This window comes from Kitasatospora azatica KCTC 9699 (assembly GCF_000744785.1).
GTDB lineage: Bacteria > Actinomycetota > Actinomycetes > Streptomycetales > Streptomycetaceae > Kitasatospora > Kitasatospora azatica.
In genome coordinates this window covers 1-25,888 of record NZ_JQMO01000002.1, presented here as the reverse complement: position 1 = coordinate 25,888, position 25,888 = coordinate 1, and the positions used below count along the sequence as shown (strand labels likewise).

Here is a 25,888-nt window from a genome sequence, read left to right as displayed (position 1 = left end):
GCTCCCCGCGCGCCGACGTGGTCCGCTCGGGCCGCAGCCGGTCCGCCGCCAGGGGCGCGCCCCTTGTTCCGCAGGCGCCGGATCATGCGGCGCCTCGGCCGGTGTGGGGGCCTGGCCGCTGTATGCGAGTTCGGGGACGCGGAACTCCGCCAGCGAGTCACCGAGCTTGAAGACGACCTCGCCGCCGCCCGCACCAGCCTGCGCCGCATGATCCGGAACCAGTGCCGTTGACACAACGTGCAGGCAGGAAAGCCGTTGAGCACAGCGAGGCGGATCGAGATACTCCCCGGATGACCAACACAGGGAACGAGGTCCACCAGGGCTGGGATGAACCTTGGTACCGCGTCCGCACAGGCCGCTTCGAGGCGTCGTTCTTGCCCAGTGCGGGCGAGGATCTGGATGCCGTCTGCAACGTCGACGTCGAGGTGCTGTTGACAGCGGACGGCTCCCGCTGGAGCGCGACCGTGTTCACTCTCGCCGAGGTTGAGCGGCTGATGAAGCGGTGGTCCCAGACAGGCCAGGAGTTAGGCGGTCGCTACTTCTGGTGCTCTGATGGCCTGATCGTCCGGGACCCCGGCATCGAGAGCATGACTCAGGTGCTCGCCGACCTGCTCGATGCTGGTGAGTTCACGCAGGTTCTTCAGCGGCTCGACGACGAGTGACCGGCTGACTCATTTTGAAAGGATCAGTAGGCATAGGGTCCCGTGACTCACGTGCCTCACACACCCACATCGGCCTGGACTGCGGATGAGTTCCGCGAACCGCGAACCCCAGATAACGACGGTGATCGCCGTCTACATCGAGGCGTAGCGGCCCGCCCGGACAGCCACTGCGCCCCGGCCCTGCCGGCGGTACAGGCTCTGCGAGAGCGCGCCGCCGCCCGGGGCCCGTGCGGCGTGGTTCGGCGGCCGCCTGAGCACCTGTCCGCAGTGTGGGCCGCTCAGCGGCGGCCGGCCGCGCCGAGGTGAGGTCAGGCCTTGGGCACGGCGGCGAGTTCGGCGTCGGTGGCGATGGTGCGTGGGTGGTGGGGGCCGAACTGCCGACGCCAGGCGGCGGCACAGTGGGTGAGGTGTTCGCGTGCGTCGGTGTGCCGGCCGCGGGCCGCGAGGACGCTGGCGAGGGTGGTGGCGGCTTCCAGGCTGCGATGGTGGGTGGGGCCGTGGTGGGTCCGGGCGGCTTCGACTGCTTGGCGGGCCTGGGTTTCGGCGTCATCGAGTCGTTCGAGACCGAGCAGGGCCCGAGCGGTGAGGGTGTGGAGCAGACTGACGTGTTCGGTATCGCCGCTCTGCCGGCACCTCGTCCTGGCATCGGTGAGTATACGCAGCGCTTCTTCGTGGCGGCCTTGACCGTTGAGGCTGCGCGCGAGGCCGAGGCAGAGGTCGGCTCCGTCGTGGTGGGCGAGGGCGGCCCGCACGATGGTCTCGGCCGGGGCGTGGTGGCCGGCGCTGTTGAGGACGAAGGCATGGGCGCCGCTGATGGCCGCGCGCAGCGGGTCATCATCGGCCAGGCCGGCCAGAAGAGCCCGGGACTCCTGCTCGACCAGGTCGTGCTCTGCCAGGAAGGCGAGTTGGTGCAGCCGGTCGGTACGAACCCACAACAGCTGCCTGTCGTCTTCGCCGTAGACCGGTGAGGCGGCGTTCAGGAGCGCGGTGTACTCGTCCGCGGCCTCGCGGTGGCGGCCCAGGCAGCTGAGTGCGCTCGCAAGGAGCGTCCATGCCCGCAGGCGCAGCCCGTCCATGACGGGGTACACCGCCAGGACGACGCGGGTCAGTTCCTCGGCCCGCGCAGGGCGCCCCGAGGCGAAATGCGCGGTACCCAGATGCAGTCGCACTCCGTTGGCAGCCTCGTGGTGCTCACCCCAGGCGGCCAGGACCAGCGGGAGCAGGCCGCGCAGCTGCGCCACCGCTTCCTCGTGGCGCTGCAGCTCGATCAGTGCCCAGGCCAGGGCGCTGCGCGCGCTCAGAGTGGTGCGAGCGGTGGCGCCCAGCTGCTCGGTCCGCAGCTGGATGACCTGCCGCAAGACTGGTTCGGCCTGCGTCCACGAACCGTCAGTCAGTAGCCGGTTTGCTTCGTGGGTCAGGGATTCGGCAAGCCGGGGGTCGTGCTTGCGTGCCCGACTCCGCCGCCATGCCAACATGTTCGCTCCCTCGCCCGCCCGATGCGGCGATGATCGTACTTGCATACAGGCACTCGCGAAACGCCTGCTGGGGTGTGAGCGCGCGCCGCCGCCCCCGGGCCCGGTGCGGCGGCAGCTCGCGCGCCACCGGGGTGGCTCGCAGTACCGGCCGTGCCACCACGTCCCCGGTGCGCAACGTCACTGCCAACGGATCCCTCACACCGTCCATGGCCCGAGTGTGCGGCGACCACCGGGGCGCCACGGTGGCGCGGTCGGCGCCGTTGGCCCGGGGCTGCAACGGCGCTGACCGTCTGACGCCCGCTCAAGGGCGCCGTACCGGTGGCCCTCCCGTCCGGGCATCCGCCATCAGAAGTGCTCACGCGGCCTGTGCGAGGGCGAGGCAGGGCCCGGGCCGCTGGAGTACGGCATCGACCAGGGCCAGGCGCTCGCCGGCGTCCAGACGCAGCACCGTCACAAGCCCGGCCAGCACCTCCAGGCTCGGACTGCTCGCGCCGGTCTCGATCGCGGTGTAGTGGCGCAGGCTGATCCGCAGCGCCCGCGCCAGCTGCTCCTGGGTCACTCCCGAGTCCGCCTTCTGCCGCCGGCTGCGGGACAGTCCCAGGTCTTCGGGGGTGGTCCTGGAGCGCCACTGGGCGAGCAGCTGGCGCAGCGAGCCGCCGGTGGGCTGACGATCGGTCATGGGGCTGCTCCTCGTTGGCCGTGCGCCCCGGGGGACGGCGGGTCGGGAGATGAGTGTTGCTGGCGGCGGGGGTTCGTGCGCACCGCGCTGTTGTCCGTTGTCCGGTGTGACAACGGACGCGGCCACGAATGGGACATCTCACCCGTAGCGGACGGCAGTTCGCCTGCTGCGGCGGGATCCGGCCCTGCACCCGAGTCCGCTCGTAGGGGTTGCGGTCCGGCAGGGCACAACGATCGGCGCGGGGCAGGCGCGGTCACTCCAGGAAGTGAGCGGTGGACCGCGACACACGAATCGGGACCCCGGACGGCTCCGGGCGGCGTGCCTGCCGCCCGGAGCCGGTACCGGCTTTCTCGCGCCACAACCTATCCGTCACCCCGCGTCGGCCCCAGCGAGGGTCCAGTTGTTGCCTCGCACCGACGTCAGCCGACCTGTCGGCCGAGGTCTGGGACGGCAGCTGGTGGACCGTCACACGGCACGAGAACGACGGGGACGGCGGCGGGCTCGAGTACCGCCTGGTCGCCAACGCCAACGCCGCCGACCCCGCCGGACGCCTAGCCTGCGTCGGCTACGCCCGCCACGCACTGCGCTCCACCGCGACAGGCTGGGGCATCACCGGCCCCGCCCTGGACGACCTGCTCACCGTCGCCTCCGAACTGATCGCCAACGCCGCCACCCACAAACCAGCCCGCCACCATCGACGCCACGCTGCGCCTGGCCCCGCCAAGGCCAGCGGCTGCGCGTCGAAGTCGCCGCCGGCGGGCACGGCCGGCCCCGCCCGCAGGCCCGGATCGGCGACGACGAGGAGGTGACAGGCCGCGGCCTGCTGATGGTCGGCGCCCTCACCGACCGGTGGGGAGCGACGAAGACCGCGACTGGGACTTCGACGAGGCCGAGGTGGCCGTCGGGCTGACCTGCGGCTACTTGCGGATCACCCAGCCGCGTGAGATCGCCGACTACGTGCGCACCTTGACCGACCTGGCGTCTATGGCCGTCCACGGGGTCGGGGCCCGTCAGCTGATCACGGCGGCGGTAGCCACTCTCGGGTGACTTCGCGCAAGACGGCGCAACCTGAGGGCCATGCCGCGTACTCCCTACCGTCGATTCGTCGCCCGCCGTGACGGAGCGGACACCCGGTCCCCGGCGGGCGATCTGGGGCCGCTGCGCCCGCCTGTCCCCGGTCGGGTGGGCGCAGCTGTCACCGCCGACGAGAGAGCGGAGTACCGCGTGGCCGCGCACCCCATAATCCGCCCACGGGCCACGGCCACGGCTACGGCTGCGGCCGCATGCGGGCGGCGCAGGCGGGTGCGAGGTGCCCGGTGACCGCCGACATCGAGACCCCCACACGGCTAGAGGCCGCCGGCGCCGTCAAGGCGCTGCTGCCCTACGAGCCCCAGTCCGCCGCCACGGCCCGCCGCCTGGTGCGCACCACGCTGCGCGCCTGGCGGCTGGAGGACCTGGTCGAGGCCGGCGAACTCATCGTCAGCGAGCTGGCGGGCAACGCCGCGAAGACCGGCTGCCGGCGCCGGATGACGGTCACCGTCGAGCGTGTCACCGACCGGTGCGTGCGGATCAGTGTCCGCGACGGCTCCCGCACCCTGCCCTGCCTGATCGAGGCCGGCCACGCAGCCGAGTCGGGCCGCGGCCTGGCCCTGGTCCACCACCTGACCGGCGGTCACTGGGGTGCGACGTTGGAGACGTTCGGCAAGAGCGTCCACGCGGACCTGCGCACCCGCCCTCCCAGCCCGGCATAGCCCCACCAGCGCGCCGGGACCCTCTCTACTCCTCCCAGCACACCAGCACAGCGACGACAAGAAGCTCGGTAACTGAAGCCGCGGCAGCCAGACACCAACCGGACCGCGGCTGCGGTCAGCCCAGCCCGCCTGTCCTCGGCGCTTTCTGGAGACCTTCGCTGCGCCGCTCGCTGCCGTCTCCTTGGCCGTGGTCTTGCGGGGCGTCTTCCTGGCAGACGCGGCGCTGCTGGTGTTCTTCACGCCGCCGCCGGTCTTGGGGTGCTGTTCCTGGGCGTCGGCGAGCGCGGACCCCAGAACGGCCATCAGGTCGGTGACGGTGCCGCCGCGGGGCAGCACGCGGGACTGGGGGGCGTGGGGGCGGTTCGATTCCGGCGAGCCGGGCTTCGACGACTTCCTCCAGAGCGTGGTTGTACTCGTCGTGCTCGACCTCGATATGGAAGTCCTCGGTGACGGCGGCCATCAGCGTCCGGGCGAGCTGGACCTCCTTGGCGCGCAGCTCGATGCCCTCGGGGTCGATGCCGGCCGGGGAGCGGATCTCGTCGGGCCGTAGGAGGCTGCGGAGGAGCAGGGCGTCTTCGCGTACCCGGATCACGGCCAGGCATTCGCGGGTGCTTCTCCGAGCTAAGCAGTCATGCAGCAGATTTGCTTGCTTAGCGATCTGCGGGACGGCGACGTCAGCCAGAAGGAGGCGATGCTGCGGCTGCACCGCCTGCCCGCACCCGACCCCAGCGTCTGCTCGACGAACCGCCCTTCTAGGGTGGCGTGATGAAGCTTCTCCTTACCGACTCCGGTGTCAGGAACGCAAGCATTCTGGCGGTGCTGGTCGATCTCCTGGGCAAACCGATCGCCGAGGCCAGCGCCCTCTGCATCCCCACCGCCGGTTACGGGGGCCCGTACGGGGATCCGGGTGGGCCATGGCGTTTCATCAGCGGACAGTCCCCCAGTCCCATGACCGAGTTGGGGTGGAAGTCGGTGGGCGTGCTGGAGCTCACCGCCCTGCCCAGCATCGACATGGAACGCTGGGTCTCCTGGGTCCGAGAGGCAGACGCCCTCCTCGTCAACGGCGGCGACGCGCTGTACCTGTGCCACTGGATGCGGGAGTCCGGACTGGCCGATCTCTTCCCGTCGCTGCGCGACACGGTCTACGTAGGGCTCAGTGCCGGGAGCATGGTCCTGACTCCCCGCGTCGGGGAGTACTTCGTTGACTGGAAGCCGCCCACCGGTGATGACAGCGCGTTGGGAGTCGTCGATTTCTCGATCTTCCCGCACCTCGACAGCGGTCCGGAGTACAGCATGGCGGAGGCGGAACGGTGGGCCGCCGGGATCAACGGTCCGGCATATGCCATCGACGCTCAGACCGCCATCAAGGTGACCGACGGTAGCATCGAGGTCGTCTCCGAGGGTCACTGGAAGCTGCTCAACCCAGCTTCTAACTGATGCCCTGTGACCGACTCCCATGCCGAGCAGCCGAGCACCCGCCGCCTTATCGACTGTCAGGACTGCCAGGCCGGGCCGGACGGCGGCGACGTCCGCACCATCTCCGTCGGCCGGGACATGGCCGTCACGGAGATCTGGCACACCGACAAGTGCCCCACCTACACGATCGAGCGGATTCTGTTGGAAACCGGCGCCGCGAAGGTCAAGGAACAGGACGCCTGGGCCAAGGACGCCTTTCCCGCCGCTCACCAGCGACTCCAGGATGCCGCGGCCGCTGTCCCGGTCGACAACGCCGCTGCGCCGTTCGTTGTGGCCCTGCTGGAGCTCGTCCGGGCCCAGGCCGACGACACCGGACGCTTCGTCACCCTGCCGGCCTGGACCGAGATCCTTGACCGGAACTTCCCGCCGCAAGACCCGACCTGAGCGGTACCGCCACACCCGGCTGACGACGACATGCCGAAGGCGCCGGCCCCACGGTGGTCGGCGCCTTCGGCATGTCGCACGGGGGTCAGAGCACCTTGAAGGCGGCCTCGGTGGTGGCGGCCAGGACGAACGCGTCGACGTCGGCCTCGACGGGGAAGGAGTTCGGTGCGCCGCCGCCCCACTTGATAGCGGAGATCAGCCAGCCGGCGGTGAACGGCACTGGGATGTTGTACCGGTGACGGGGTGGGGGGTCAGCGGCCCGGGCCGGGGAGGTGCTGCAGGAGGCGTTCGGCGCCTGTCAGTCCGCCGTCGAGGGTGATCTGCTCGAGCCACTGCAGGACCTGAGTCCAGCGCTGGGTGGGGTCGGCGAGGTCGTGTGCGGGGTCGGCGAGAAGGTGCGCGCCGCGGCTGGTGCCGGCGTCGGGGACTGCTGTGAGGGCAGCGGTGTCCAGCACACTGGTGAGGGGTCGGGCAGTGACCAGGTGGAGGTTGCGTGGCTGGGGCACAGCGTAGGCGTCGACGCCGGCGAGCTCGGCCAGCGCCGCGATCAGGTCCGGGGTGGTAAGCGCCTCGGCCAGGGCGTCGATCAGGTGAGCGGTCTCGGGCAGGGTGACCGGCCGGTGCACCGGTTGCCACAGGCCCGCGGCAATGGTGCTGGTGCGGACGGTGACATCGACCTGGAGGGTCAGGTGCTGGCCGAATGTCCCGTACCCACCGGGAACTTCCAGGGTGGCCTGTGCTTCGATCGGCCGCGGCCGGTCGGCGGGCCAGGTGTCGGGGCAGGCCGACCAGGCCAGGCGCACCGAACGCGAACGGTTGAGCCCGGCACGGCGGAACCCGCTCATGCCGCCGGTGCCGGACGGGCCCAGCGCCATGCCGGCCATCACGATCGCGAGCCGGGAGCCGTCGAGCGCGCCGGCGAGCGCGGTGACGGCGCGCTCGGACAGCGGCCGCCACACCGCGGCGGCGGCGACGGGGAGGCTGACCCCGCTGCGCAGCACGAAATCGACCGCCTCGTCGGCGCCCCCGGCGGCCTGCTGGGGGATCTGCGGGGCCTGTAGGTGCCAGACCGCCTCCGGCGTGGCGGCCTGCTCGGCGAAGAGCTCGCCCAGGCGCTGCCAGTCGGCGGGGTGGGTGGTGTTTTGGTGGCGGACGTAGGCGACGCCGTCGACCAGCAGTGGCCGCGGGTGGGTGCCCGGCACGATCCGCAGCACCAGCACAAACAGGTCGGAGCCGTCGTTGAGCGGGACGGGGATGATCTCCGGCGTCCACGGCGGCTCGATCTTGGCAGCGCAGTGCTCGGCCACCGCCTCGATCGCCTTCTCCCTCACCCCGGTGATCTTGCGGTGGTCGTTGACGCCGACCAGGAGCAACCCACCGTAGGTGTTGGCCAGCGCCGCCACTCCGCGCGCGAGGGTCGGCCCGGGCTTCTCCTTGTATTCCACGGTCGGCGCCTCCGGCCCGACCTGCTGCACCAGGGTGCGGACCCGCTCGATCGTGAACGCCGAGGGGGCCGCGTACAGGAGAGGCTGCGTCGAGGTCACACCGGCATCATCCTCCCCCGCGGCCCCGCTGTGCCGGTGAACCCGGCAAATCGCCCAGCACTGGCGCTGGTTGAGCATGGGCCGCTGGGGCCGGTGGTGGCGCTTCGGCGGCCGGGCCGGTTCGGCCTGCTGGAGGGCGCGGCCGGGCCGAGAGGGCCGTGCCTACCACCTCGACGCCACGGCTCGGTCCGCCGGCGCGGCCGCGGCCGGCGATCAGGACGAGGGCGTGGACGGAGGTGGCCGGCCGCCGTCACGTCACCAGCGGGCCGCAGCGATCGCAGCGCCTCGTTGTACTGCACCAGGGCCATGCCCAGCCGGGTGCGATGTTCCGAGGTCACCAGCCGATCGTGCACCGCCTCGAACAGCGTGACGTCCAGGTGCGCGCCAAGCTGCGGCAGCTCGCTGGTCGGGGGCCGGTAGGTCTGGACGTACTCGTGCTCCGCCTCGTCTCCGGTCACGTCGTAGGCGACGTGCAGCTCCGGAGAATCGACGTGGGAGTTGCCGACGAACGCCATCATGGTGATCAGGCCGCCGGTGTTCCCGAGCGCCTCGTTGACGGCGTCGTCGAGGTTCGCGGCCGCCAGGTCGACCACGCGGTGCAGCGCACGGGGCACCTCGGAGTCGCCGAGCGGCTCGTAGCGGGTGAAGGCGCTCACCTGGAACTCGGTCTCCGGCTCCTTGTACAGCGTGGACCAGCCGGTGGTTTGGGGGATCACCACGCCCGGATCGGTGCGGACTGATGATCGGCGTGTGGTTTTCAGTTGGTTCGGCGTTGTTGTTCACCGGGTCTGAGCGGTGTGTTTCTCCTGTTCAGGGGCGTGCTGTGAGGGGCGTGGTGAACGGGAGGGCCGAGGTGGCGGTGAAAGATCACGCTGAAGTCCGGTGAATGGCGGCTGCGGATCGTGGTCACGGTTGTCTGGCCGGGTCTGCTGGGGACGGTCGGGGCCTGTGGACGGACGCGGTGGTTTCCTCCGGGGGCGTTGGATATGGGGGAGCGTTCGACCCGTTGGTTCCGGCAGGATGGCCCGATGAGTTTCTTCCGTCGACGTGAGCAGTTCCTCTCGGGCTCCGACAGCGGTGCGAGGGCTTTGAAGCGTCGTGGGGCTGCGGTGTCGTGCTCGGCTGCTGTGGGGCATTGACGTGCTGTCTTACGTGTACCGGATCACCAAGTACGACCCTGCGGACCGTGACGAGCAGGGTATCTACACGGGGGCGGAGGAGGCGGTCAGCGACCACGGGCCCGTCGAGGCCGCCTACCTCGAGGCGGTTGCCGCCTTCGCCGAGGACACCGGTGTGCGGCACCTGGCCATCCGCGAGCCTCAGGCCCCGCTCGGCTTCGTGCACTTCGGCTCGGAGTCGGCGGCCGAGGACGGTGGTCTCGCAGGCCTCTTCCCGCCCGACCTGAACGGCTTCCACGACGGGGCACAGGTATCGGTGCCGCTCGGCCTGGAGCTGGTGCAGGCGATGCTGCGCGACAGCGGCGCCTGGTGTCGCCTGGAGGCCGAGGACACCTTCGCCGTGCACGTCGGCTGGGACCAGTACGTGTACGTGAGCAGCAACGTGCCCTGCGAAGCGGCGCTGGCGCGCACCCGCGAACTGGGGCTCTTCCCCGAACCACTGGACGCTTCCCCGTACGAGGCGGTGTTCGACGAGCCGGTTGAGCAGCGCCCCGCCGATGACGTCTTCTGGGCGCGGGTGCGCTGGTGCGTGGCGATGCGCGAGGCGGCGCTCCTGGAGGAGATGCACGTCGACAACGCCTCCCGCTGGCACCGGCTCGCCGATGGCACGCTCGATGCGGTGCGCGCCCGGCTGACCCCGCGGGCCCGGCTGGCCGTCTGGCCGGACCTCTCCACCGATGTCGCCGCAGTTGTGGCCGGCCTCCCGGACGAGGGCCTGGTCGAATTTGTGTGGGAGGACCAGGACGGCCGGATCACCAGCACGGTCGCCGACGAAACCCAGTTCACGGCACTGGCCGCCCAGGTCCGCGGCGCACGTGCCGCCGCAGTTCTGCCCGTGGACGTCGACGGGCGCAGCCCTCGGTTCACGGCCGTGCTGCCCGACGGGGACGGCGTCCTGCGCGCCCGGTGGCGTACGGAGCCGACCCCGAGTGACCGGGACTGGGCCTTCCTCAAGGCCCTCCGCCGCGGCCAGGCCGTGACCGGCACCGTGACCGAGATCGCGAGCTTCGGCGTCACGTTCGTCGACATCGGCGGTTTCACCGCGATGATCAACATTCCCGAACTGTCGTGGCGCCCCATCAGTCACCCCTCCGATGCCGTCGCAGTCGGCCAGCAGATCACGGCGGAGGTCCTCGACGTCGACATGGTGCGGGAACGAGTACCGCTGTCCCTCAAAGGACCGCAGGAAGACCCGATGCTGCAGATTGTGCAGCAGGTGGGCCGGATCGTCACCGGAGAGGTCACCAAGCTCGTGCCGTTCGGTGTTTTCGTCCGCATCGAGGACCGGGCGGACGGCTTCGAGGGGCTGCTGCGCAGCACCGAACTCGCGCGACCACCCGCAGGCCGGCCCGAGGACACCGTCCGCGTCGGGGATAGGCTCACCGTGATGATCACCGACGTGGATCCAACCCGGCGCCGGATCACGCTGTCGCACACGCAGGCCAGCCTGCCAGGCGCGGAGGAACACCACCACGCCTGACACACGGGGCCGATGGCCGCCGCGCTGGCCGCTCGTGTTCGGCATGCGGTCCTCACCGGGTTCGGCGCAGGCGTTCACACCCAGTCCGACGGCCGCTCTGTTACGGCCGGTCAGAAGCCCTCCACAGGCGGACCCTGGCGCACAGCCCGCCCGGAATCCGGTGAAGCACCACGCCGAGGCCGCGGTGAAGACCAGAAACCGGCCGCCGTCGTGCCCGGCCCGACAAGCCAGGCTCAGCGGCTGGCGATCGGTGTCTCTCGGCTCTGGTGAAACATCCGCTGCGGACCTTCCCTTCGATCGTGTGCTGTCGTACGGCGTGTCGGGATGCGCCCAGGCATCGAGGGACAGCCTGCTGCCGACAGCGAGTCCGCTGAGGTCAGCGGACTCGTGCCCTTCAGTGGTTCGGGGGTGTGGTGGTAGTTCCCGACTCGCTCCGGCCGGTGCCGGACCGGGAAGCCGCGGTGGCCCGGTTGATGGATCTGGACAGCCGGAGCGAGCTGACCACGGTTCATGTGCGACTGGTCGCCTCGTCTCTCGGGGTCACTGTGCGGGCGGTGTGGTACTGGATCGCCGCAGCACGCAGCGAGGGCCGCCTTGCAGCCCGTCCCCGGGCCCGGCTGGTCGTCACCCCGGAGATCCGGCGTCTGCTGGCGTTCTGGGGCGGGAATGTCTCGGCCGTCCACCGCGAACTGGTGGCCCGCGCGGCCGCAGACCCCGAGGCCGGGCCCGTACCGTCGCTGTCTGCTCTGCACCGTGCTGTGGTGCGGGAATTGTCGGCGGGGGAGCGGGCCGGCTTGCGGGGCGGGGAGGCGGCCCGGCGGGCGCATGACGTGTTCGGGAAGCGGCCGGCGCTGTGGAGGAACGCGTGCTGGGAGGGTGACCACAAGCACGTGCCGGTACAGGTCGATGTCGAGGGTGAGCTGGCGTGTCCGTGGATCACCTGGTTCATCGACTGCGCGACCAAGGTGATCGCTGGGGTGGCTGTCACGCCGCACGCCCCGTCCAGGGACGCGGTGCTCGCCGCGCTGCGCGCCTCGATCACTCGCACCGAACCATTCGGCCCCGCCGGCGGCCTGCCCGCCCTGGTGCGCGTGGACCGGGGCAAGGAGTTCCTGTCCACCACGGTGATCGCCGCGCTGGGCGCGTTCGCGGTCCCCGTGCATGACCTGCCCGCCTACAGCCCGCACTTGAAGGGCACCGTCGAGGCCCTGAACGACGCGGTGGAGGAGATGTTCCTCGTCTCCCTCCGCGCTACACCCACCGCCCCAAACTCACGGGAGGCCGGAGCGCCGATCCGGACGCGCCACCACTGACGTTCGCCGCGTTCGTCGCGCTGCTCCTGGACTGGGTCCGCTGGTGGAACACCGAGCACCACCCGCCCGGCCTGGACGGCCGCACCCCAACCGAAGCGTGGAACGCGGACCCGACGCCGCTGCGCGACGTCCCGCCCGAGCACCTCCCGTTCTTCGCCCTGGAAGACGACGGCCGCACCCGCACGATCACCACGAACGGCATCTCCTGGCGAGGCCGCCCCTACGTCGCCCCGTGGATGGTCGGCCACACCGGCACGAAGGTCCGCCTGCGCCGCCTTCCGCACCATGACGGCGAGATCGAGGCGCGGCCCGGCCCGCTGGCCCGCCGGCGGTGGTGCTGCGGCTGATCAGCGACAGGAGCGCGGCGTCGAGCAGCACCCCGGTAGCGACGTGGAGCGGGAGTTCGGTGGCCTGGTCGAACACGTGCAATCTCCGATCTGCCAGCGGGCAAGACCCAGCCACGCTACGTGCTGTTCCGGTGACTCCGGGCCCGAATGAGGGGATCCATCCCTGCCCGTCGGGTGTGACCTGTTGGCGCTCTGGGGCGTGGAATGGCCTCGAACCAGGCCGCCCACTGCGGCCTGGCTGGCACCGCCGCCCAGCCCTTCTACACCGCCCCCGCCGGTGCTGGCCTCTCAGTGGAACCCGGTCTGTCTGACGCTCCGTCGCCCTATCATTCAGGCAACTTCATCGAGGAGGTGTATCGATGTCCGTGGTCACGGCGCGTGTGCTGCGCGAGGCGATAGGGGTCTTCTTCAGGGACGCCTTCAACGCGGACACGGTCGAGGAGATCTGCACCGAGATGGGGCTGGAGCCGCCGGTCCCGCCGGACGACGTCGCGTTCTCCAGCAAACGCGGGTACGTGGTCCGCCGCCTGCAAGGCAAGCCGCTTGCGGACCTTGTGACCCTCGCCGTCCGCCTCGATGAGGAGCACGATGTCCCCGAGCTGCGACAGCTGATAGCCCAGGTCGGCCCGGTCGGTGTGGCGGGCCAACCCAAGAACCTGATCTTCGCCGCCCTCGGTCCCAAGCACCGCATGGTCCTCAGCGACGCGATCAACAACGACATCCAGCTCGTCGGGAACGAGCAGTACTGCCTGCACTACGACCAGCCGCTGGACGCGGCAGGCCTCACCTGGCGCCAACTGACCGCATGGTGGGCCGCCCGAGAAGGGCTCGCAGCGAGTACAGAGGAGCAGGTCTCCCAGAACCTTTACCACCGGCTTCTGAAGTCAGCCGACAACGAGGCAGAAGAGCTGATCCTGCGCCGCTACGCCCAGCGCTACGTAGATGTTGGGCCAGACATTCCGGCCTTGATCCCTCAGGTGTACCTGCACTACGACCCCTACACCCGGCGCGACCTCGGACCCGCAGGCTCACCCTTGCCGCGCCAGCGGATGGACTTCCTCCTACTGTTTCCCAACCGGACCCGGATCGTCATCGAGCTGGACGGGATCCAGCACTACGCCGACCGGAAGACCAAGATCGCTGACTCTGACCGGTATGCGGCCATGGTTGCTGAGGATCGGCGTCTGCGGCTACGCGGGTACGAGGTCTACCGCTTTGGCGGCTCCGAACTGGTTGACCGTGAAGCCGCATCCATCCTGCTCGATGACTTCTTCACCCAGCTCGCTGCCCGCTACCAGCCGTAGTCGGCGCGCCAGCCGGGTGGGCGCTGCTCCTAGGTTGTCTCCTGTGGAGGGCATGTGCTGACCTCCTGAGGCTCGGTTCGCTGGGCGCTACGCCAAGGTCCTAATACTTCTTCCGGTAGGCCTGGGCGACGCGGGCACACTACGACCGGAGCCGGGCCGCCCTTCGGGCCGAGGAGGACCGCCGGCACCGCGAGAGCAGCTTGTCCACCCGCCTGGGCGAGGCTGGCCGCCGGGCGGCTGCGCCGCGCCCAGGCCGAGAAGGCCGACCTGGCTCTGCCACCTGGTGTGGACCTGGCTGCCTTGTACGGCGGCGTCAACGTCGAGGTTCCCGTGGCGACGGGGACTGGCCCGGATTGCCGGAGGAAGGGGTGTCGTTCTACCCCTCGGCGACAGCGAGTCGGGACCGCGATCAATAGTTCACCTGAAACATCGGCGTTCCCGCCCTGTCGTAGAACTCCAGCGCTCCTGGCTGAGTGCTGGGGATCACCAGTGAGACCGGGCAGTCTACGTACTGGCCTGGTCGTGGCATGGGTGCTCCGCTCAGGTCGCTGCCGTGCTGCCCGAGGTCAGTACAGGCTGCGGGGCCGATGCCTGCCTCCTGCGTCTGGCCGTCCTTGCCGTGAGCAATGCTCAGGACCTGTGGATCGGTTCCGGGAGGGCATGCGGTGGGCGTACCTTCCCGAATGATCCTTAAGGTCTCCGAGTAGGCCCGCGTTGCAGCGCGGGTCGGGAAGGTACGCCCGTGCTCAGCGTAGTCACCGACGACGGCTCCACCCGATGGCGTCCCGCTGTGTGGTGTAGCCGATCACGGGTGAGGTGTGCGCGGGCTCGCTCCCGGGGCGCACACCCGCAGGGGCCTCACACTCCCTGAGCATGGGTCAGCCACCGTGCAACTCTCCGATGTGAACGGGCAGTTCAACGAAGGAGACGCACGGTGGCCCTGTCCCAGTCTGACCTACTACGCCTGCTGGAGTCACTACGTTCGGCAGACGGGCTCGAACTCGTCCGCGGGGTGGCCGAGCGGATGCTCCAGGAACTCATCGAGGCCGAGGCCACCGCGAGGATCGGCGCCCAGTGGAACGAGCACACCGATACCCGCACCGCGTTCCGCAACGGGCACCGCGACAAGACGCTGACCACCGCGGCCGGCGACCTCGATCTGGCGATCCCCAAGCTGCGGGCCGGCAGCTTCTTCCCCGCCCTGCTGGAGCGACGCCGCCGGATCGACCAGGCCCTGTACGCGGTCATCATGGAGGCCTACGTCCACGGCGTGTCCACCCGCTCGGTCGACGACCTGGTCAAGGCCCTGGGCGCGGACACCGGCATCTCCAAGAGCGAGGTCTCCAGGATCTGCCAGGATCTTGACGGGCAGCTGACCGCCTTCCGGGGCCGGCCCTTGGACCACGTCCGCTTCCCCTACGTCTACCTGGACGCGACCTACTGCAAGGCCAGGGTCGAGCACCAGATCGTCTCCCGGGCCGTGGTCGTGGCCACCGGCATCACCGAGGACGGCGGCCGCGAAGTGCTCGGGGTCATGGTCGGCGACAGCGAGACCGAACTTTTCTGGACCGAGTTCCTTCGCTCGTTGCGCGAACGCGGCCTTGCCGGAGTCCGGCTCGTGATCGGCGACCACCACCTCGGGCTGGTCAAGGCCATCCGCAAAGTCATGCTCGGGGCCTCCTACCAACGCTGCAGGGTCCATTTCCTACGGAATGTGTTCAGCGTGATCAACAAGGAAGCCGGCGAGATGGTCGCCGCGACGATCCGCACGGTCTTCGCCCAGTCCACCGCCGAGGGGGTCCGCACCCAACTCGACACCGTCGCCGACATGCTCGGCGCCCAGTTCCCGAAGGTCAAAGCGATGCTGCTGGAAGCGAAGGACGACCTGACCGCCTTCGCCGTCTTCCCGGAACGACATTGGAAGAAGATCCAGTCCACCAACCCGCTGGAGCGGATCAACCGCGAGATCAAACGCCGCACCGACGTCGTCCAGGTCTTTCCGAACGACGACGCGCTCCTGCGACTGGTCACCGCCGTGCTCTTCGAGCTCCACGACGAGTGGATCGCCTTCCCCCGCCGCTACCTGCCCGAAGGCAGCATGGACCAGCTCTACCCTGCCAAGCTCCCCGAAAGCGCCCCCGCACTACCCAACACGCCCACCGACTGATCGGCTACACCACCAAGCGGGACACGACCCTCCACCCAGTCCGGCTCCCTGATCGACGAGATCGTGCGGGAAGGCGCCCGCCGGATGCTGGCCGCCGCACTGGAAGCGGAAGTCAACCAGTACATAGCCGAGTTGTCGGCCGAGACCGACGAGTACGGCCGACGTCTCGTGGTCCGCAACGGCCACCACAAGGCGAGGACCGTGGTCACCGCCGCCGGACCGGTCGAGGTCAAGGCCCCGCGGGTGAACGACCGCCGCGTCGACGATGAGACCGGCGAGCGCAAGCGGTTCTCCTCGAAGATCCTTCCGCCGTGGTGTCGCAAGTCCCCGAAGATCTCCGAAGTGCTGCCACTGCTCTACCTGCACGGCCTTTCCTCCGGCGACTTCGTCCCGGCGCTGGAGCAGTTCCTCGGCGGCACGGCCGGCCTCTCGTCCGCGACCGTGACACGGCTGACCAGGCAGTGGAGCGACGACCACGCTGCCTTCCAGAACCGGGACCTGTCCGACCGCGACTTCGTCTACGTATGGGCGGACGGGGTGCACCCGAAGGTCCGACTCGGCCAGGCCCACTCGTGCGTTCTGGTCCTGCTCGGGGTCCGGCTGGACGGCACCAAGGAGCTCATCGCTCTCGCCGAGGGCCTGCGCGAGAGCACCGAGTCGTGGGCCGACCTGTTGCGCGACTGCCGCCGACGCGGCATGCGCGACCCCGATCTGGTCGTCGGCGACGGCGCCATGGGCCTTTGGCGGGCGCTCGCCGAGGTGTTCCCGACAGCCAGGCCGCAAAGGTGCTGGGTTCACAAAACCCGCAACGTCACCAACTGCCTGCCCAAGTCCGCACAGCCCGGCGCGACGAAGGCGATGCAGGAGATCTACAACGCCGAGGACCGCACCCACGCCGAGAAGGCGATCGAGGCCTTCGCTCGCACCTACGGCGCCAAGTGGCCCAAGGCTGTCGCAAAGATCACCGACGACCGGGACGAACTCCTCGCGTTCTACGACTTCCCGGCCGAGCACTGGATCCACCTGCGGACCACGAACCCCATCGAGTCGACCTTCTCCACGGTCAAGCTCCGCACCAAGGTCACCCGCGGCGCCGGCAGCCCGGCGGCCGCGCTTGCGATGGTGTTCAAGCTGGTCGAGTCCGCTCAGGCGCGATGGCGCGCGATCACCGGAGCCCACCTCGTCGCGCTGGTCCGTTCAGGCGCCCGGTTCGAGAACGGCGTCCTGGCCGAGCGCGAGGGGCAGGCCGCTTGATCGACTGTAGGAGCCACTAGCCGGGCTGTGGCTGACACGCGATAACCCGGTGAATATCGTCGGCCATCCCGGGATACTGGCCGCCATGGATGAGGTCGAGGTTGTTGTCGCGCATTCCGAGCGCGCGACCCTGCGCGTCGGCGACGTGTTCCTGAAGGTGGACACCGATCAGGCCCGAATCGACGTCGAGGTCGAGGCGATGGCCCTCGCGCCGGTCCCCACCCCGAGGGTCCTGTGGCGCAATCCGCCCGTGCTCGCGATCACCGCTGTCCCGGGAACGGCGCTCGGGCGCCTCGGCGAGCCGTCGACCGCATCGTCGGCGGCTTGGGCCGCGGCGGGTGCCGCAATTCGGAAGTTGCACGAGGCGCCGTTGCCGCCCTGGCCCGGCCGACGCCGCCGAGGTCCCGACGAGTTGGCGGCGGAACTCGACGGCGAGTGCGAGTTGCTCGTGACGAACGGCATCCTGCCCGCCGACCTGGTCACCCGTAACCGCCAGATTGCCGAGGCCGCGATCCGGCCGTGGACTCCGGTCTTCACCCACGGCGACCTGCAGATCGAGCACGTCTTTGTCGACGGCGACGAGGTCACCGGCATCATCGACTGGTCCGAGGCGGGCCGGGGTGATGCCCTATTCGACCTCGCCACCTTGACGCTCGGACACGAGGGGCACATCGAAGACGTCATCGCCGGCTATGGCACCGACGTCGACCTCGACGTGATCCGCGCGTGGTGGTCGTTGCGAAGCCTGCTGGGGATCCGCTGGCTGGTCGAACACGGCTTCGACGCGTTCGAGCCGGGCTGTGAGGTCGACGTGCTGAGATCCCGGATGTGAGACTGCGCGGCCCGCCCCGTTGCAACGACCCACGCTCGCACGTCATCCCGTCCACAGGTCTTGACTATTGCTCCTTGCCGTTCCACCGGGCTCTGATGAACGGATAGGTGTCCAGGTCTGCTGTGCCCGTGTTCTTGACCTTGAGTTCAACGCAGACGACCTCGGTGCCCGAAGGGATGGAGTACCCGGCGCTGGGGTTGGACGTGGTCGTCTTGACATCGACCAGGGTCACATCGGCGGACCCGGTATTGGTGACGACCACGCCGTCACCAACGGTGCGGACGGACAGCGTCTGCCCCACGGCTAGTGCTCTGACCGCATACGTTCGCCGGGTTGGTGCTGGCGGTCTGCACTTGTGCCGCTCTCGATGGGCGACTGTCCTGATGGAACCGTCACACGGCTCGGTGCATGAACAACCGCGGCCACCTGTCCAGGCCATGGGCCGCTTCGCGCGTACGGATGTCCAGCAGACCCGGGCTGATCAGGTTGTCGTCCAGCGGCTGGAATCCGCAGCGTGCGTAGTAGGGAGCGTTCCACGGCACGTCGGTGAACGTCGTGAGGGTCAGGGCGGGAATGCTGTGGGCTGCCGCTCGCTCGGCAAGGTGATCCAGCAGCGACCGTCCGATGCCCTGGCCTGCATTGTCGGGGTGCACCGATACCTGTTCGATGTGCAGGTTGCCGTCGACGTGGTCAGCGATGAGATAGGCCACCGGAGTGTCGGACTCGTTGACGGCCACCCAGGCCATCCCCGCCCGCTGGTATCGAGCGAGCTCATCGAGCGGCAGCGGCTCGTCGTCCGCGATCTCGGGCATGCCGATGTCGCGGAAGCACCGTCCGGCCGCTCGCTCGATGTCCTGGAGCAGGGGCAGTTCCTCGATCCGGACCTCTCGAATACGCATGGCCCCATTGTCCAGGGCCCATGCTGTGCCGGGGAGGTTTCTGGGGGGCTTGATCACGCAGCGGCAGCCGGTCTGCCGCCCCAGCGGATCCCTTTCTCGCTGCGGATGCGGGCGCGCTCCTTGCGTTGGGCGGCCAGGACGTCGGGGTGGCGGGTGTTGGCGTTGCGCCAGCGCAGGTAGGCGTGCAGGGCGCGGGTCTGGACCGTGTGGTTGGGGTGGTTGGAGTTGGCCAGGGTGAACTGCCGCAAGGGTCCGAAGTGCGCTTCGATCGGGTTGGCCCAGGAGGTGTTGGTCGGGGTGAAGCACAGGTGGACGTTGTTGTTCTTGGCCCAGCGGAGGATCTTCTTGCCGTTGTGGGCGGAGAGGTTGTCCAGGATCACGTAGACCGGGGCGCCGTCCGGGCGGGCGGCCCGGATCGACTTGAGTGCGGCCAGGGTGTTCGCGGTGCCCTTGCGGCGGTGGTTGACGCCCCACAGTCTGTCGTCGCCGATCGAGTAGCAGCCGTGGAAGTACGTGACGCCGTGGGTGCGCTTGTAGGTCGCCGGAAGCCGGTCTGGCTTGCCCTGCTCGGCCCAGCAGCTGCCCGCGGTGGGCCGGATGCCGAGCGGGCCGAACTCGTCGAACGCGAACGTGCGGTCGGGGAAGTGTTCCAGGACGTGCTCGATCCGATCGAGTTTGGCGTCGTACTCGGGGTCGGTGGACTCCTTCCAGGTCTTGGTGCGCTGGAAGGTGACGCCGCGTCGGGCGAGCAGGCATCGCAGGGCCTCGCGGCCGATGCGGATCACCCGGCCGTGGACCCGGCGCAGGTAGGCGAGTAGTTTGCGGATGGACCAGCGGGTGAAGGGCTGGCCGAGCTTGGCCGGGCGGGTGGTGGCCGTCTGGACGACGAAGTCCTCGTCGTCAGGACTAAGAAGGCGGGGACGGCCTTCCGCCCACCGAGGGTCCAGGCAGGCCAGGCCGATCGCGTTGAACTTGTGGATCACGTCCCGCACGGTGTCCTCGTCGGCCTGGACCAGCTGGGCGATCACCGGGACCCGGTTGCCGCCGGCCGAGGCCAGCAGCATCATCGCTCGCCGGTAGCGCACCGTGTTCGTGCTGCCCCGGCGCACGATCCGCTGTAACTGCTGACCCTCCTGATCGGTCAACCTCCGGACCCTGACCGGCTCTGCCACTACGCCTCCCCACACCGGATCGGATGTCGGCCCACATCCAACCGGTTCCGGCGCCTCCACCGCCAACCCGGCGAACGTATGCGGTCAGAGCACTAGGGTCGGTGTCCCGCTGGACTGGGGAGCCTGTGATGTCCCGCTGGACTGCGGGGACTGCGAGGACTGCGAGGACTGGCCGACAGCGGGTGCAGGGCTCTGCACCGTTCCGCCGGCGCCGTTGCTGCATCCGGCGGCCGCGAGCGCGGAGGCCACGAGGATGGATGCCACGCCAGCGCGTGCAAGGCCTCCACCGGGAAGCGCCGAGACCCGTCATGGCCGCTCCCTTCAAGAGGTGCCCCTTCCATCTACCCCTTTGTAGACGCCTGGTCGGCGGGGCGCTGCTCGGGTTGGGCCAGGTGGCGGGGCAGGTGCCCGTACGGCCGCTGCTTCTGGCCTTCCAGCTCCAGCTCACCGCTGAACTCAGCCCCAGCGCCGTTCAGGAACTGTGCCGTTGACGGCAAGCCACCGAAGGCGCCAGCCACCACCTGATGGTCAGCGCCTCCTGCTGCCCGCAGCAGTCGGGCTGGGGGTATCGGCGCAGCAACGCCGTTGGCCGTCGGCGCGTACGTCAGCCTCCTGACTGGACAGGCCTCGGGCTCGCAGGGCAGGACGAGCACACCGGACGCGAGCGATCCGTGGTGGGAGGTCTGGCAGCAGCAGGCCCGTGACTGCCCCAACCGCTGGGTGTGGCCGCCTGCCGGCTGGCGTCTTGGGCGGAGTTAGTTTGAGGACTGTGTGGTGGTGGGGCCGAGGGCTTGGTGGATCTTGTTGACGGCTTGCGTGTAGTAGGCCGAGGCCAGTTGGGATGATCCGCTTCCGATCTGGAAGTAGGCGTAGGTGAGTGCTACGGGGCCGAGTCGGTCGATGGCGAGGTATCCGTTGACCTGTACGCCGCGGTAGGTGGCGTCCATTCGTGCCGCCGCCGATCCGGGGCCGCCGAAGTTGATGGGGCTCAGGGTGAACGTCAGGGGTTCGGCACCGGTCGGGAAGGTCAGTGTGTGGCAGGACGTGAGGGCCGCCCGGGCCTGGGCGTAGTCGGTGGTCAGAGCGGCCGGGGTCTCGGTGAGGAGCGACTCCTGCACGAAGGGCCCGGTGCTGCCGGCGGTGAGGAGCACGTCCTGTTGAACCTGCTGGGTCGTGCTGGCCGTCCCGTTCAGCATGCTGGCCAACGGCTCGCAGCCCGTGACGGAGGAGCCGCCGGTACCCGTGGTGTCGCTCGCGCTGCTCGAGGCGGCGAAGGCCGGCCCCAGCTCGCCCGCCGTCAGCAGCGCAGCCTGCAACTGTGCTGCGGTCAGCAGCGCGGTCGATGCGGTGGCAGGAGCAGAAGAGCCGGCTGCACTTGTCACGGTGACACTCGGGGTGACGCCAGACGATGTCTTCGAGCCTGCGCCGCAACCTGCTGCGCCCCCGATCAGGAGGAGTGCGGCAGCTGGGAGCGCGCATCGGGCGAGCCGCTGATGGCGAGTTCGCGCAGTGTGGGCCATGGGAGTCTCCCCGGCGCTACTGAGGGGTGCTTCACTCTCCAGTCTTCTCCCGCTCCCCACCCTGCGCTCCCCGGCTCTGCTCGGGGTGTGACCTGTTGGTGTTGTGTGGCGTAAATGGCCTCATACGCCGTCTTGTCTGGACCAATTGTCGAGACTGTTCGAGTGGCTAGCAGGGCTGCACCCGCCTCGCTTTTGGTGACTGTGTGTGGTGGTTGGGCGGGTTGGGGGGTCTGCTGGACGCCCGTTCGAGTGGTGGGCTGTTTTCGGTTGGTTTTTGGGCCATCGAATTGCTGTGGGGAGCTTTTGTGGAATTGGTTATTGGCTGAGTGCCGATGGTGTTCCGAATTCGCGCCTTGAGGGTGGCTGGTGGGGCGGTGTTCGGTTTCGTGGTGGTAGCGGCGGCCCCGGCAGCTGTCGCGCCCCTGACGTGTGGAGTGCTGTCGCGTGCTGTGAGGGCGCGGTAGCGGCTCGGTCAGGATCCGTCGCGCGCCTGCGTGTCGGCACGTGGCAGCATCTCGCCATGACCGCTCGCTCCAGACGTTTCACCGCCAGCCGCACCGTCTTTCTTGGGTATGCCGTGCTGCTCATCGTGCTCGGGGTCTGGACGACGGTGCAGCCCTGGGCCGATCCGTTGTCTGGCTCCGGCGAGCTGCCTGCGGTCGGCTTTGCGGTGGCGTCTGCACCGGCGGCGCTTCCGCTGGTCGCGACCGGTGTTGGCGGGACGCTGAGCGACCCGGCCTTCAACGCCCTGGTCGTCCTCGTCGCACTCGCCGAGGTTGCCGTCCTGCGCTGGATGCTACGGCGCCGCGCGCCGACGGGGCAGGTGGCTGACTGAGCGTCTGGCCCGGTGTTCGGTTTCGGGTAGCCGGGCTGCGCTTCCGCCTGGTGCCGGGGTGGTCCGGTGGGGCCGGTGCCCGTTGGTCTTCCGCCCGCTGCCCTGCCGTCCCGGTCCTGCGGTGGTGGACGGTCGGGCGCGGTGAAACTCGGTGGACATCGGTCCTACCGTGGGCGCATGGGTTGGTCGCTGGGATACCTGAAGCCGCGTGAACCGGAGTTCCTGGACGCGCTGTTCATGTCGGCCGGCCGGGCGTTGTACCTGGCTAACGCGTTCGAGTCGAAGTGCAAGTACCTGCTTCGGATCGGCAACCTTGTGGAGGCGGTTGGGTCCGATCCGGTGCTCGGACTCCAGGACGCGATCGCGGCGCTCCCGGCGGACAAGATGCTGGGCCCCACGCTGCGCGCTCTGGGAGACCACCTGTCGTGGGCCAGGACGTGGGACACGGACGTTCTCGACAAGGCCCGAGAGGCCCGGAACTTCATCGCGCACGAGGGCGCCGACGTGGGGGACATCTGCTTTTCGGACCGGCGGCAGATTTTGGCCCATGCATCCCGCCTGCGCGATGCTGTGACCGACCTGACGCGGGGAGACAACATCGTCTCGCTGTGGGTCTTCGGGACCGAGGAGCCTCACGAGCCGCCGCCCACTCATCTGATCGACGCGTACCCGGCGATGGTCGATGACTGGGTGTTCGGGCACTTCGGCGATCTGCTGAACGACGATGAACTGCCCAAGCAGCGGGCCACGCCAGAAACCGAGCAGGACAGCGCCTCCTCCCCGGTTGCCGACCACGGCTGACCGCCGCTGTCCAACGCGACGTGCTTGCCCTGCCTGGCGCCCGGCATGGCCGCTGTCCAGCCCCCCGGGGTGTCCGTCGAACTCCGCCCCCAGGTCGTGGTCGTCCTGCCTGTGGGGTGTGTTGGTCTTGAACTGCGCTGTTGCCCTGATGCGGCATGGCCTGATGGGGCTCCTAGCCGTCGATCGCCTTCTGATTGGCGTATTCGATGGCCCATTGGTCGGTGTATTCCTCGACCTCGTCGAGGTCCCGGCCGAAGTCGCCGGGATAGGTCCGGTGTCGGTTCTCCTTCCTGATCGACCAGAAGCGCCGTTCTTGCTCTTCGCGGTGGAGGCTGTCCCAACCCGGTTCGCCCCAGCCGATGAAGGTTTTCCGTGCGATGCGCGCGCGTTCGTGGGTACTGATGAGGCCGGGGTTGGCGGCGACGAGGCGGTGGTAGGCGGCCATCCAGGCCTCCATACGCGGGGCGGGAACGTGACAGCCGGCGAGGAACGCCTCGAGGAGTCGCGGGGAGGGCAGGCGGGGCTTCTGCTTGGTGTCGAGGAGCCGGTCGAGGGTGGTGTGGGGGAGGTGTCCGCGTGGAGCACCCTTCTGCAGGGCGCGGCTGGAGGGGCGGCCTGCCTGGAGGAGGATGTAGCGCATCGCAGTGCGCAGGTCGGTGAGGTTGAGGATCTCGCTGGGGGAGATGCGCTGGGGCGGGTCGGACTCGATGGCCCAGGCGGCGGCGCTGGCGGCTCGGCGGCGCAGCCGCAGGGCCTTGCCCACGTCACCGCCGCAGGCCCCCACGAACGCGATGGTGACGTCCTCGGTGGGCATGGCCGTACCGGCGACCGCCCGCTGGAAGGTGGCCATGCTGCGCCCATCACTCGCCGGATGCCTGGCGATGTCGTCCAGACTCAGGCCTGCGGCGGCTCGCAGGTCGCGCAGGTGCTGGATGAACGCGCGCAGCTCCTTGCCCGCGCCCGCCGGGATCGGCTTCTCGGGGCGTCCCACGGCCGGTTTCACCGCACCTGCGGGACGAGCGCGCTGGGGCTGCGCCGGCCAGGCATCAGGTTGAAGGAGAGGTCCACCAGCTTCATGCTGGCCGGCGGCAGGGCCACGACCGCGACGACGGTGTCCACCGGCACCCCGAGGGCGATGACGGAGACCGCGGCGAGCAGGACGACGACGATCACCAGGCGGCGCGGCGTACCCCTCAGAGGACCGCGCGAGTCCTCGAGACCGACGCAGGACAGGCGGGAGAGGTTGGACTTGGGCATGGCGAAGAAACTCCTGTCGAAGAGGGATAGCGGGAGTGATCTGAAAGGCCGCCATGGGGCGGGCTCTGCCGCTGGATCGACGGTTACTGGGGCCCGTCCTGCGGCGGAACAACCATGGCGCGTGGGCCCCCTGAGCGCCAACTCGTTCGCCGAGTTGTTGCAGATATGCCTACGCACGTCCGACCCGGTGATGCTTCGTTCCGTCAAGCCGATGCTTGCGCCGCATGTGGTCGGACCAGGTAAGAGGATGCGTGTAGTCGCCAGATCCGCCCCAGAAGGGCTTCACGCGCGGTTCTTGTCCGCCACGGCGGTTCAGCGTGGTGCTGGGTGGCCGTCAGGCCGCCCTGGAGGTTGTTCTGGTGGGCGTTCTGGTGGTGGGTGGGGGCTGTCGCGCCCGCTTGTCGTGTGGGGGGCTGTCGTGTGGTGTGACGTGGGCGGATGCCCTTGATTCCCTGTGTGTGGCGGGGGTGCGACAGGCGGCGGGGTGGGGCCGCGGTTGCTGCTCTGTGGTGGCCGCCTCCGGGTGCCGACGACCGCCAGGTGCTGGTGGCCGTCGAGAAGGCCGACTTTCTCGGCGGCCTGGTCCTGGTGGCTGGTGGCCTGGTGGCGGGTGGTGGTCGGCGGCCGGGTGGGGGTGCAACGCGGTGTTGCGGTGGGGTGCAACACGGGGCCGTGTTGCGGGTCTGACCAGGTGTTATGTGGCTGGGAGTGGGGGCGGGTGGGCGTGTTGCACTTCGTGTTGCACCCGGGCTGCGCCGGTTGGCCGGCCTCGGCGGGCCGCCCGCGTCGCCCGGTGCCGCGCCCGGGCTGCTGGGGGTCCTGGCCGTCGTCCTGGTCGGCCGCCAGGCCGTCCCGCTGGCGTCGGACGTGGCCGTCCTGCCCGCGCCCGCCCTGGTGGCGTCCCGCCCGCTGCCGGGGCTGCCTGCTGCTGGGCCCTGGCCGCCCGTCCAGGCCGCCGTCCTGGCCGTCCCGGCCCCTGGGGTGCTCGGCCGTCTCGGGGCCCGTCCTGGCCGCCGTCCTGGCTCGGTGTTCGGTTCGGTGTCGCCACACCGGGAATTGCTCCGTTGATGCCGGGCGGGATTTCCTCGGCGTCCTGGAACGGCCGGGCGCCGTGTCGGTGGCGAGGGCGGTAGGCCCCTTTCCGAGGTGCCTGAATGCGATTCATCGCCGCTGCGCCTCGAAAGGGGTTCGGATTGCCAAATGAAAGGGAGCGGAAGGTAATTCGCATTTCCGCCGGAAGTGCGGCCGGATAGAGCCGGGATGGACGGTTGCCGCGAGGTTGCCTGTTCGCGTTCTGCGCCCGTCCCGGGACCGGTAGGATAGGGCTGTACGGAAGTCGGGGAAACGCCGCCGGATTCGCTTCGGATTCCGGTCCGGAGTCTGCGGTTGAGGGCCCGTCAGCCACCGCCGTGCGGGGCGCCTGTGAGGGCCCGCCACCCGGGCCGGGGAGGCCCGAGCCGGACCGGCGGCCCCAAGGCGCCTCTCGAGGGCCGCAGGCCCCGCCCCAGGGACGGAGGATGGGGCGCCAGCCCAGCAACCAGGCGGCGGACCGGCCATC

General features: G+C 69.6%; 27 protein-coding genes. 16 read left to right on the top strand and 11 right to left on the bottom strand.

The features are described from left to right. Positions 1 to 290 precede the first annotated feature (290 nt). Positions 291 to 662, top strand: a complete 372-nt coding sequence (locus BR98_RS00635; protein ID WP_035838878.1) for a hypothetical protein — start codon at positions 291 to 293, stop codon at positions 660 to 662. A gap of 308 nt (positions 663 to 970) precedes the next feature. Here BR98_RS00635 and BR98_RS00630 read toward each other — a convergent pair whose 3' ends face one another. Both BR98_RS00630 and BR98_RS00625 read right to left on the bottom strand, forming a co-directional pair. Beyond that, on the bottom strand, positions 971 to 2,020 hold the full coding sequence (locus tag BR98_RS00630; RefSeq protein WP_035838875.1) for a tetratricopeptide repeat protein: 1,050 nt from the start codon (positions 2,018 to 2,020) through the stop codon (positions 971 to 973). 472 nt (positions 2,021 to 2,492) lie between these two features. After that, positions 2,493 to 2,816, bottom strand: coding sequence for a helix-turn-helix domain-containing protein (locus tag BR98_RS00625; RefSeq protein WP_035838872.1), 324 nt, complete (start codon positions 2,814 to 2,816; stop codon positions 2,493 to 2,495). A gap of 272 nt (positions 2,817 to 3,088) precedes the next feature. Here BR98_RS00625 and BR98_RS00620 point away from each other — a divergent pair, with 272 nt between their 5' ends. The 6 genes from BR98_RS00620 to BR98_RS00595 all read left to right on the top strand — a co-directional run bounded on the left by BR98_RS00620 (position 3,089) and on the right by BR98_RS00595 (position 6,427). Next, positions 3,089 to 3,625, top strand: coding sequence for a hypothetical protein (locus tag BR98_RS00620; RefSeq protein ID WP_035838870.1), 537 nt, complete (start codon positions 3,089 to 3,091; stop codon positions 3,623 to 3,625). A gap of 40 nt (positions 3,626 to 3,665) precedes the next feature. Next, positions 3,666 to 3,863 (top strand): hypothetical protein, encoded by a 198-nt coding sequence (locus BR98_RS00615; protein ID WP_035838867.1) that lies wholly within the window; start codon positions 3,666 to 3,668, stop codon positions 3,861 to 3,863. Positions 3,864 to 4,132: 269 nt separating this feature from the next. After that, complete coding sequence (locus BR98_RS00610; RefSeq protein ID WP_051969142.1) at positions 4,133 to 4,567, top strand: ATP-binding protein; 435 nt, start codon at positions 4,133 to 4,135, stop codon at positions 4,565 to 4,567. Between the two features lie 181 nt (positions 4,568 to 4,748). After that, positions 4,749 to 5,117, top strand: a complete 369-nt coding sequence (locus BR98_RS00605) for a hypothetical protein (protein WP_035838863.1) — start codon at positions 4,749 to 4,751, stop codon at positions 5,115 to 5,117. 215 nt (positions 5,118 to 5,332) lie between these two features. Beyond that, complete coding sequence (locus tag BR98_RS00600) at positions 5,333 to 6,004, top strand: Type 1 glutamine amidotransferase-like domain-containing protein (protein ID WP_035838860.1); 672 nt, start codon at positions 5,333 to 5,335, stop codon at positions 6,002 to 6,004. A gap of 6 nt (positions 6,005 to 6,010) precedes the next feature. Further along, positions 6,011 to 6,427, top strand: a complete 417-nt coding sequence (locus BR98_RS00595; protein ID WP_035838857.1) for a hypothetical protein — start codon at positions 6,011 to 6,013, stop codon at positions 6,425 to 6,427. 85 nt (positions 6,428 to 6,512) lie between these two features. On the opposite strand, the gene BR98_RS41870 is transcribed toward BR98_RS00595, so the two are convergent. The 3 genes from BR98_RS41870 to BR98_RS38785 are packed head-to-tail and all read right to left on the bottom strand — an operon-like array spanning position 6,513 to position 8,690. After that, positions 6,513 to 6,647, bottom strand: coding sequence for a hypothetical protein (locus tag BR98_RS41870; protein WP_267886029.1), 135 nt, complete (start codon positions 6,645 to 6,647; stop codon positions 6,513 to 6,515). A 31-nt stretch (positions 6,648 to 6,678) separates the two neighbouring features. Continuing rightward, positions 6,679 to 7,971 carry an ATP-binding protein gene (locus BR98_RS00590; protein WP_035838854.1) on the bottom strand — a complete coding sequence of 431 codons (1,293 nt, stop codon included), beginning with the start codon at positions 7,969 to 7,971 and terminating at the stop codon, positions 6,679 to 6,681. Next, positions 7,968 to 8,690, bottom strand: a complete 723-nt coding sequence (locus BR98_RS38785) for a hypothetical protein (RefSeq protein WP_035838851.1) — start codon at positions 8,688 to 8,690, stop codon at positions 7,968 to 7,970. The genes BR98_RS00590 and BR98_RS38785 overlap by 4 nt, the downstream gene beginning before the upstream one ends. Before the next feature lie 421 nt (positions 8,691 to 9,111). On the opposite strand from BR98_RS38785, the gene BR98_RS00580 reads away from it, so the two are divergent. From BR98_RS00580 to BR98_RS00555, 7 genes are all read left to right on the top strand, one after another. After that, positions 9,112 to 10,629: a S1 RNA-binding domain-containing protein gene (locus BR98_RS00580; protein ID WP_051969141.1), complete on the top strand. Its 1,518-nt coding sequence runs from the start codon at positions 9,112 to 9,114 to the stop codon at positions 10,627 to 10,629. Between the two features lie 440 nt (positions 10,630 to 11,069). Next, on the top strand, positions 11,070 to 11,942 hold the full coding sequence (locus BR98_RS00575; protein ID WP_157537217.1) for an integrase catalytic domain-containing protein: 873 nt from the start codon (positions 11,070 to 11,072) through the stop codon (positions 11,940 to 11,942). Then, positions 11,939 to 12,289 carry a Mu transposase C-terminal domain-containing protein gene (locus BR98_RS42225; protein WP_083975827.1) on the top strand — a complete coding sequence of 117 codons (351 nt, stop codon included), beginning with the start codon at positions 11,939 to 11,941 and terminating at the stop codon, positions 12,287 to 12,289. The genes BR98_RS00575 and BR98_RS42225 overlap by 4 nt, the downstream gene beginning before the upstream one ends. Positions 12,290 to 12,648: 359 nt before the next feature. Further along, on the top strand, positions 12,649 to 13,593 hold the full coding sequence (locus tag BR98_RS00570) for a hypothetical protein (RefSeq protein WP_051969139.1): 945 nt from the start codon (positions 12,649 to 12,651) through the stop codon (positions 13,591 to 13,593). A gap of 934 nt (positions 13,594 to 14,527) precedes the next feature. Continuing rightward, positions 14,528 to 15,760 carry an IS256 family transposase gene (locus BR98_RS00565; RefSeq protein ID WP_035838848.1) on the top strand — a complete coding sequence of 411 codons (1,233 nt, stop codon included), beginning with the start codon at positions 14,528 to 14,530 and terminating at the stop codon, positions 15,758 to 15,760. A gap of 48 nt (positions 15,761 to 15,808) precedes the next feature. Further along, positions 15,809 to 17,014 carry an IS256 family transposase gene (locus BR98_RS00560; protein WP_083975826.1) on the top strand — a complete coding sequence of 402 codons (1,206 nt, stop codon included), beginning with the start codon at positions 15,809 to 15,811 and terminating at the stop codon, positions 17,012 to 17,014. A gap of 85 nt (positions 17,015 to 17,099) precedes the next feature. Beyond that, the gene (locus BR98_RS00555; RefSeq protein ID WP_035838843.1) at positions 17,100 to 17,846 is read left to right on the top strand and encodes a phosphotransferase family protein; all 747 of its coding nucleotides are present in this window, start codon (positions 17,100 to 17,102) and stop codon (positions 17,844 to 17,846) included. 64 nt (positions 17,847 to 17,910) lie between these two features. Here BR98_RS00555 and BR98_RS00550 read toward each other — a convergent pair whose 3' ends face one another. The 4 genes from BR98_RS00550 to BR98_RS00530 all read right to left on the bottom strand — a co-directional run bounded on the left by BR98_RS00550 (position 17,911) and on the right by BR98_RS00530 (position 21,299). Continuing rightward, positions 17,911 to 18,147: a hypothetical protein gene (locus BR98_RS00550; protein WP_035838842.1), complete on the bottom strand. Its 237-nt coding sequence runs from the start codon at positions 18,145 to 18,147 to the stop codon at positions 17,911 to 17,913. 91 nt (positions 18,148 to 18,238) lie between these two features. Continuing rightward, positions 18,239 to 18,745: a GNAT family N-acetyltransferase gene (locus tag BR98_RS00545; RefSeq protein ID WP_035838840.1), complete on the bottom strand. Its 507-nt coding sequence runs from the start codon at positions 18,743 to 18,745 to the stop codon at positions 18,239 to 18,241. Positions 18,746 to 18,798: 53 nt separating this feature from the next. Further along, complete coding sequence (locus BR98_RS00540; RefSeq protein ID WP_035838837.1) at positions 18,799 to 19,917, bottom strand: IS630 family transposase; 1,119 nt, start codon at positions 19,915 to 19,917, stop codon at positions 18,799 to 18,801. A gap of 755 nt (positions 19,918 to 20,672) precedes the next feature. Continuing rightward, on the bottom strand, positions 20,673 to 21,299 hold the full coding sequence (locus tag BR98_RS00530) for a hypothetical protein (protein WP_157537215.1): 627 nt from the start codon (positions 21,297 to 21,299) through the stop codon (positions 20,673 to 20,675). Between the two features lie 658 nt (positions 21,300 to 21,957). Here BR98_RS00530 and BR98_RS00525 point away from each other — a divergent pair. Beyond that, on the top strand, positions 21,958 to 22,272 hold the full coding sequence (locus BR98_RS00525) for a hypothetical protein (RefSeq protein WP_035838828.1): 315 nt from the start codon (positions 21,958 to 21,960) through the stop codon (positions 22,270 to 22,272). A gap of 177 nt (positions 22,273 to 22,449) precedes the next feature. Then, complete coding sequence (locus tag BR98_RS00520; RefSeq protein ID WP_035838825.1) at positions 22,450 to 23,073, top strand: hypothetical protein; 624 nt, start codon at positions 22,450 to 22,452, stop codon at positions 23,071 to 23,073. A gap of 172 nt (positions 23,074 to 23,245) precedes the next feature. On the opposite strand, the gene BR98_RS00515 is transcribed toward BR98_RS00520, so the two are convergent. Both BR98_RS00515 and BR98_RS00510 read right to left on the bottom strand, forming a co-directional pair. Next, positions 23,246 to 24,064, bottom strand: coding sequence for a hypothetical protein (locus BR98_RS00515; protein WP_157537213.1), 819 nt, complete (start codon positions 24,062 to 24,064; stop codon positions 23,246 to 23,248). 8 nt (positions 24,065 to 24,072) lie between these two features. Further along, positions 24,073 to 24,330 carry a hypothetical protein gene (locus BR98_RS00510; RefSeq protein WP_035838821.1) on the bottom strand — a complete coding sequence of 86 codons (258 nt, stop codon included), beginning with the start codon at positions 24,328 to 24,330 and terminating at the stop codon, positions 24,073 to 24,075. Between the last annotated feature and the right edge of the window lie 1,558 nt (positions 24,331 to 25,888).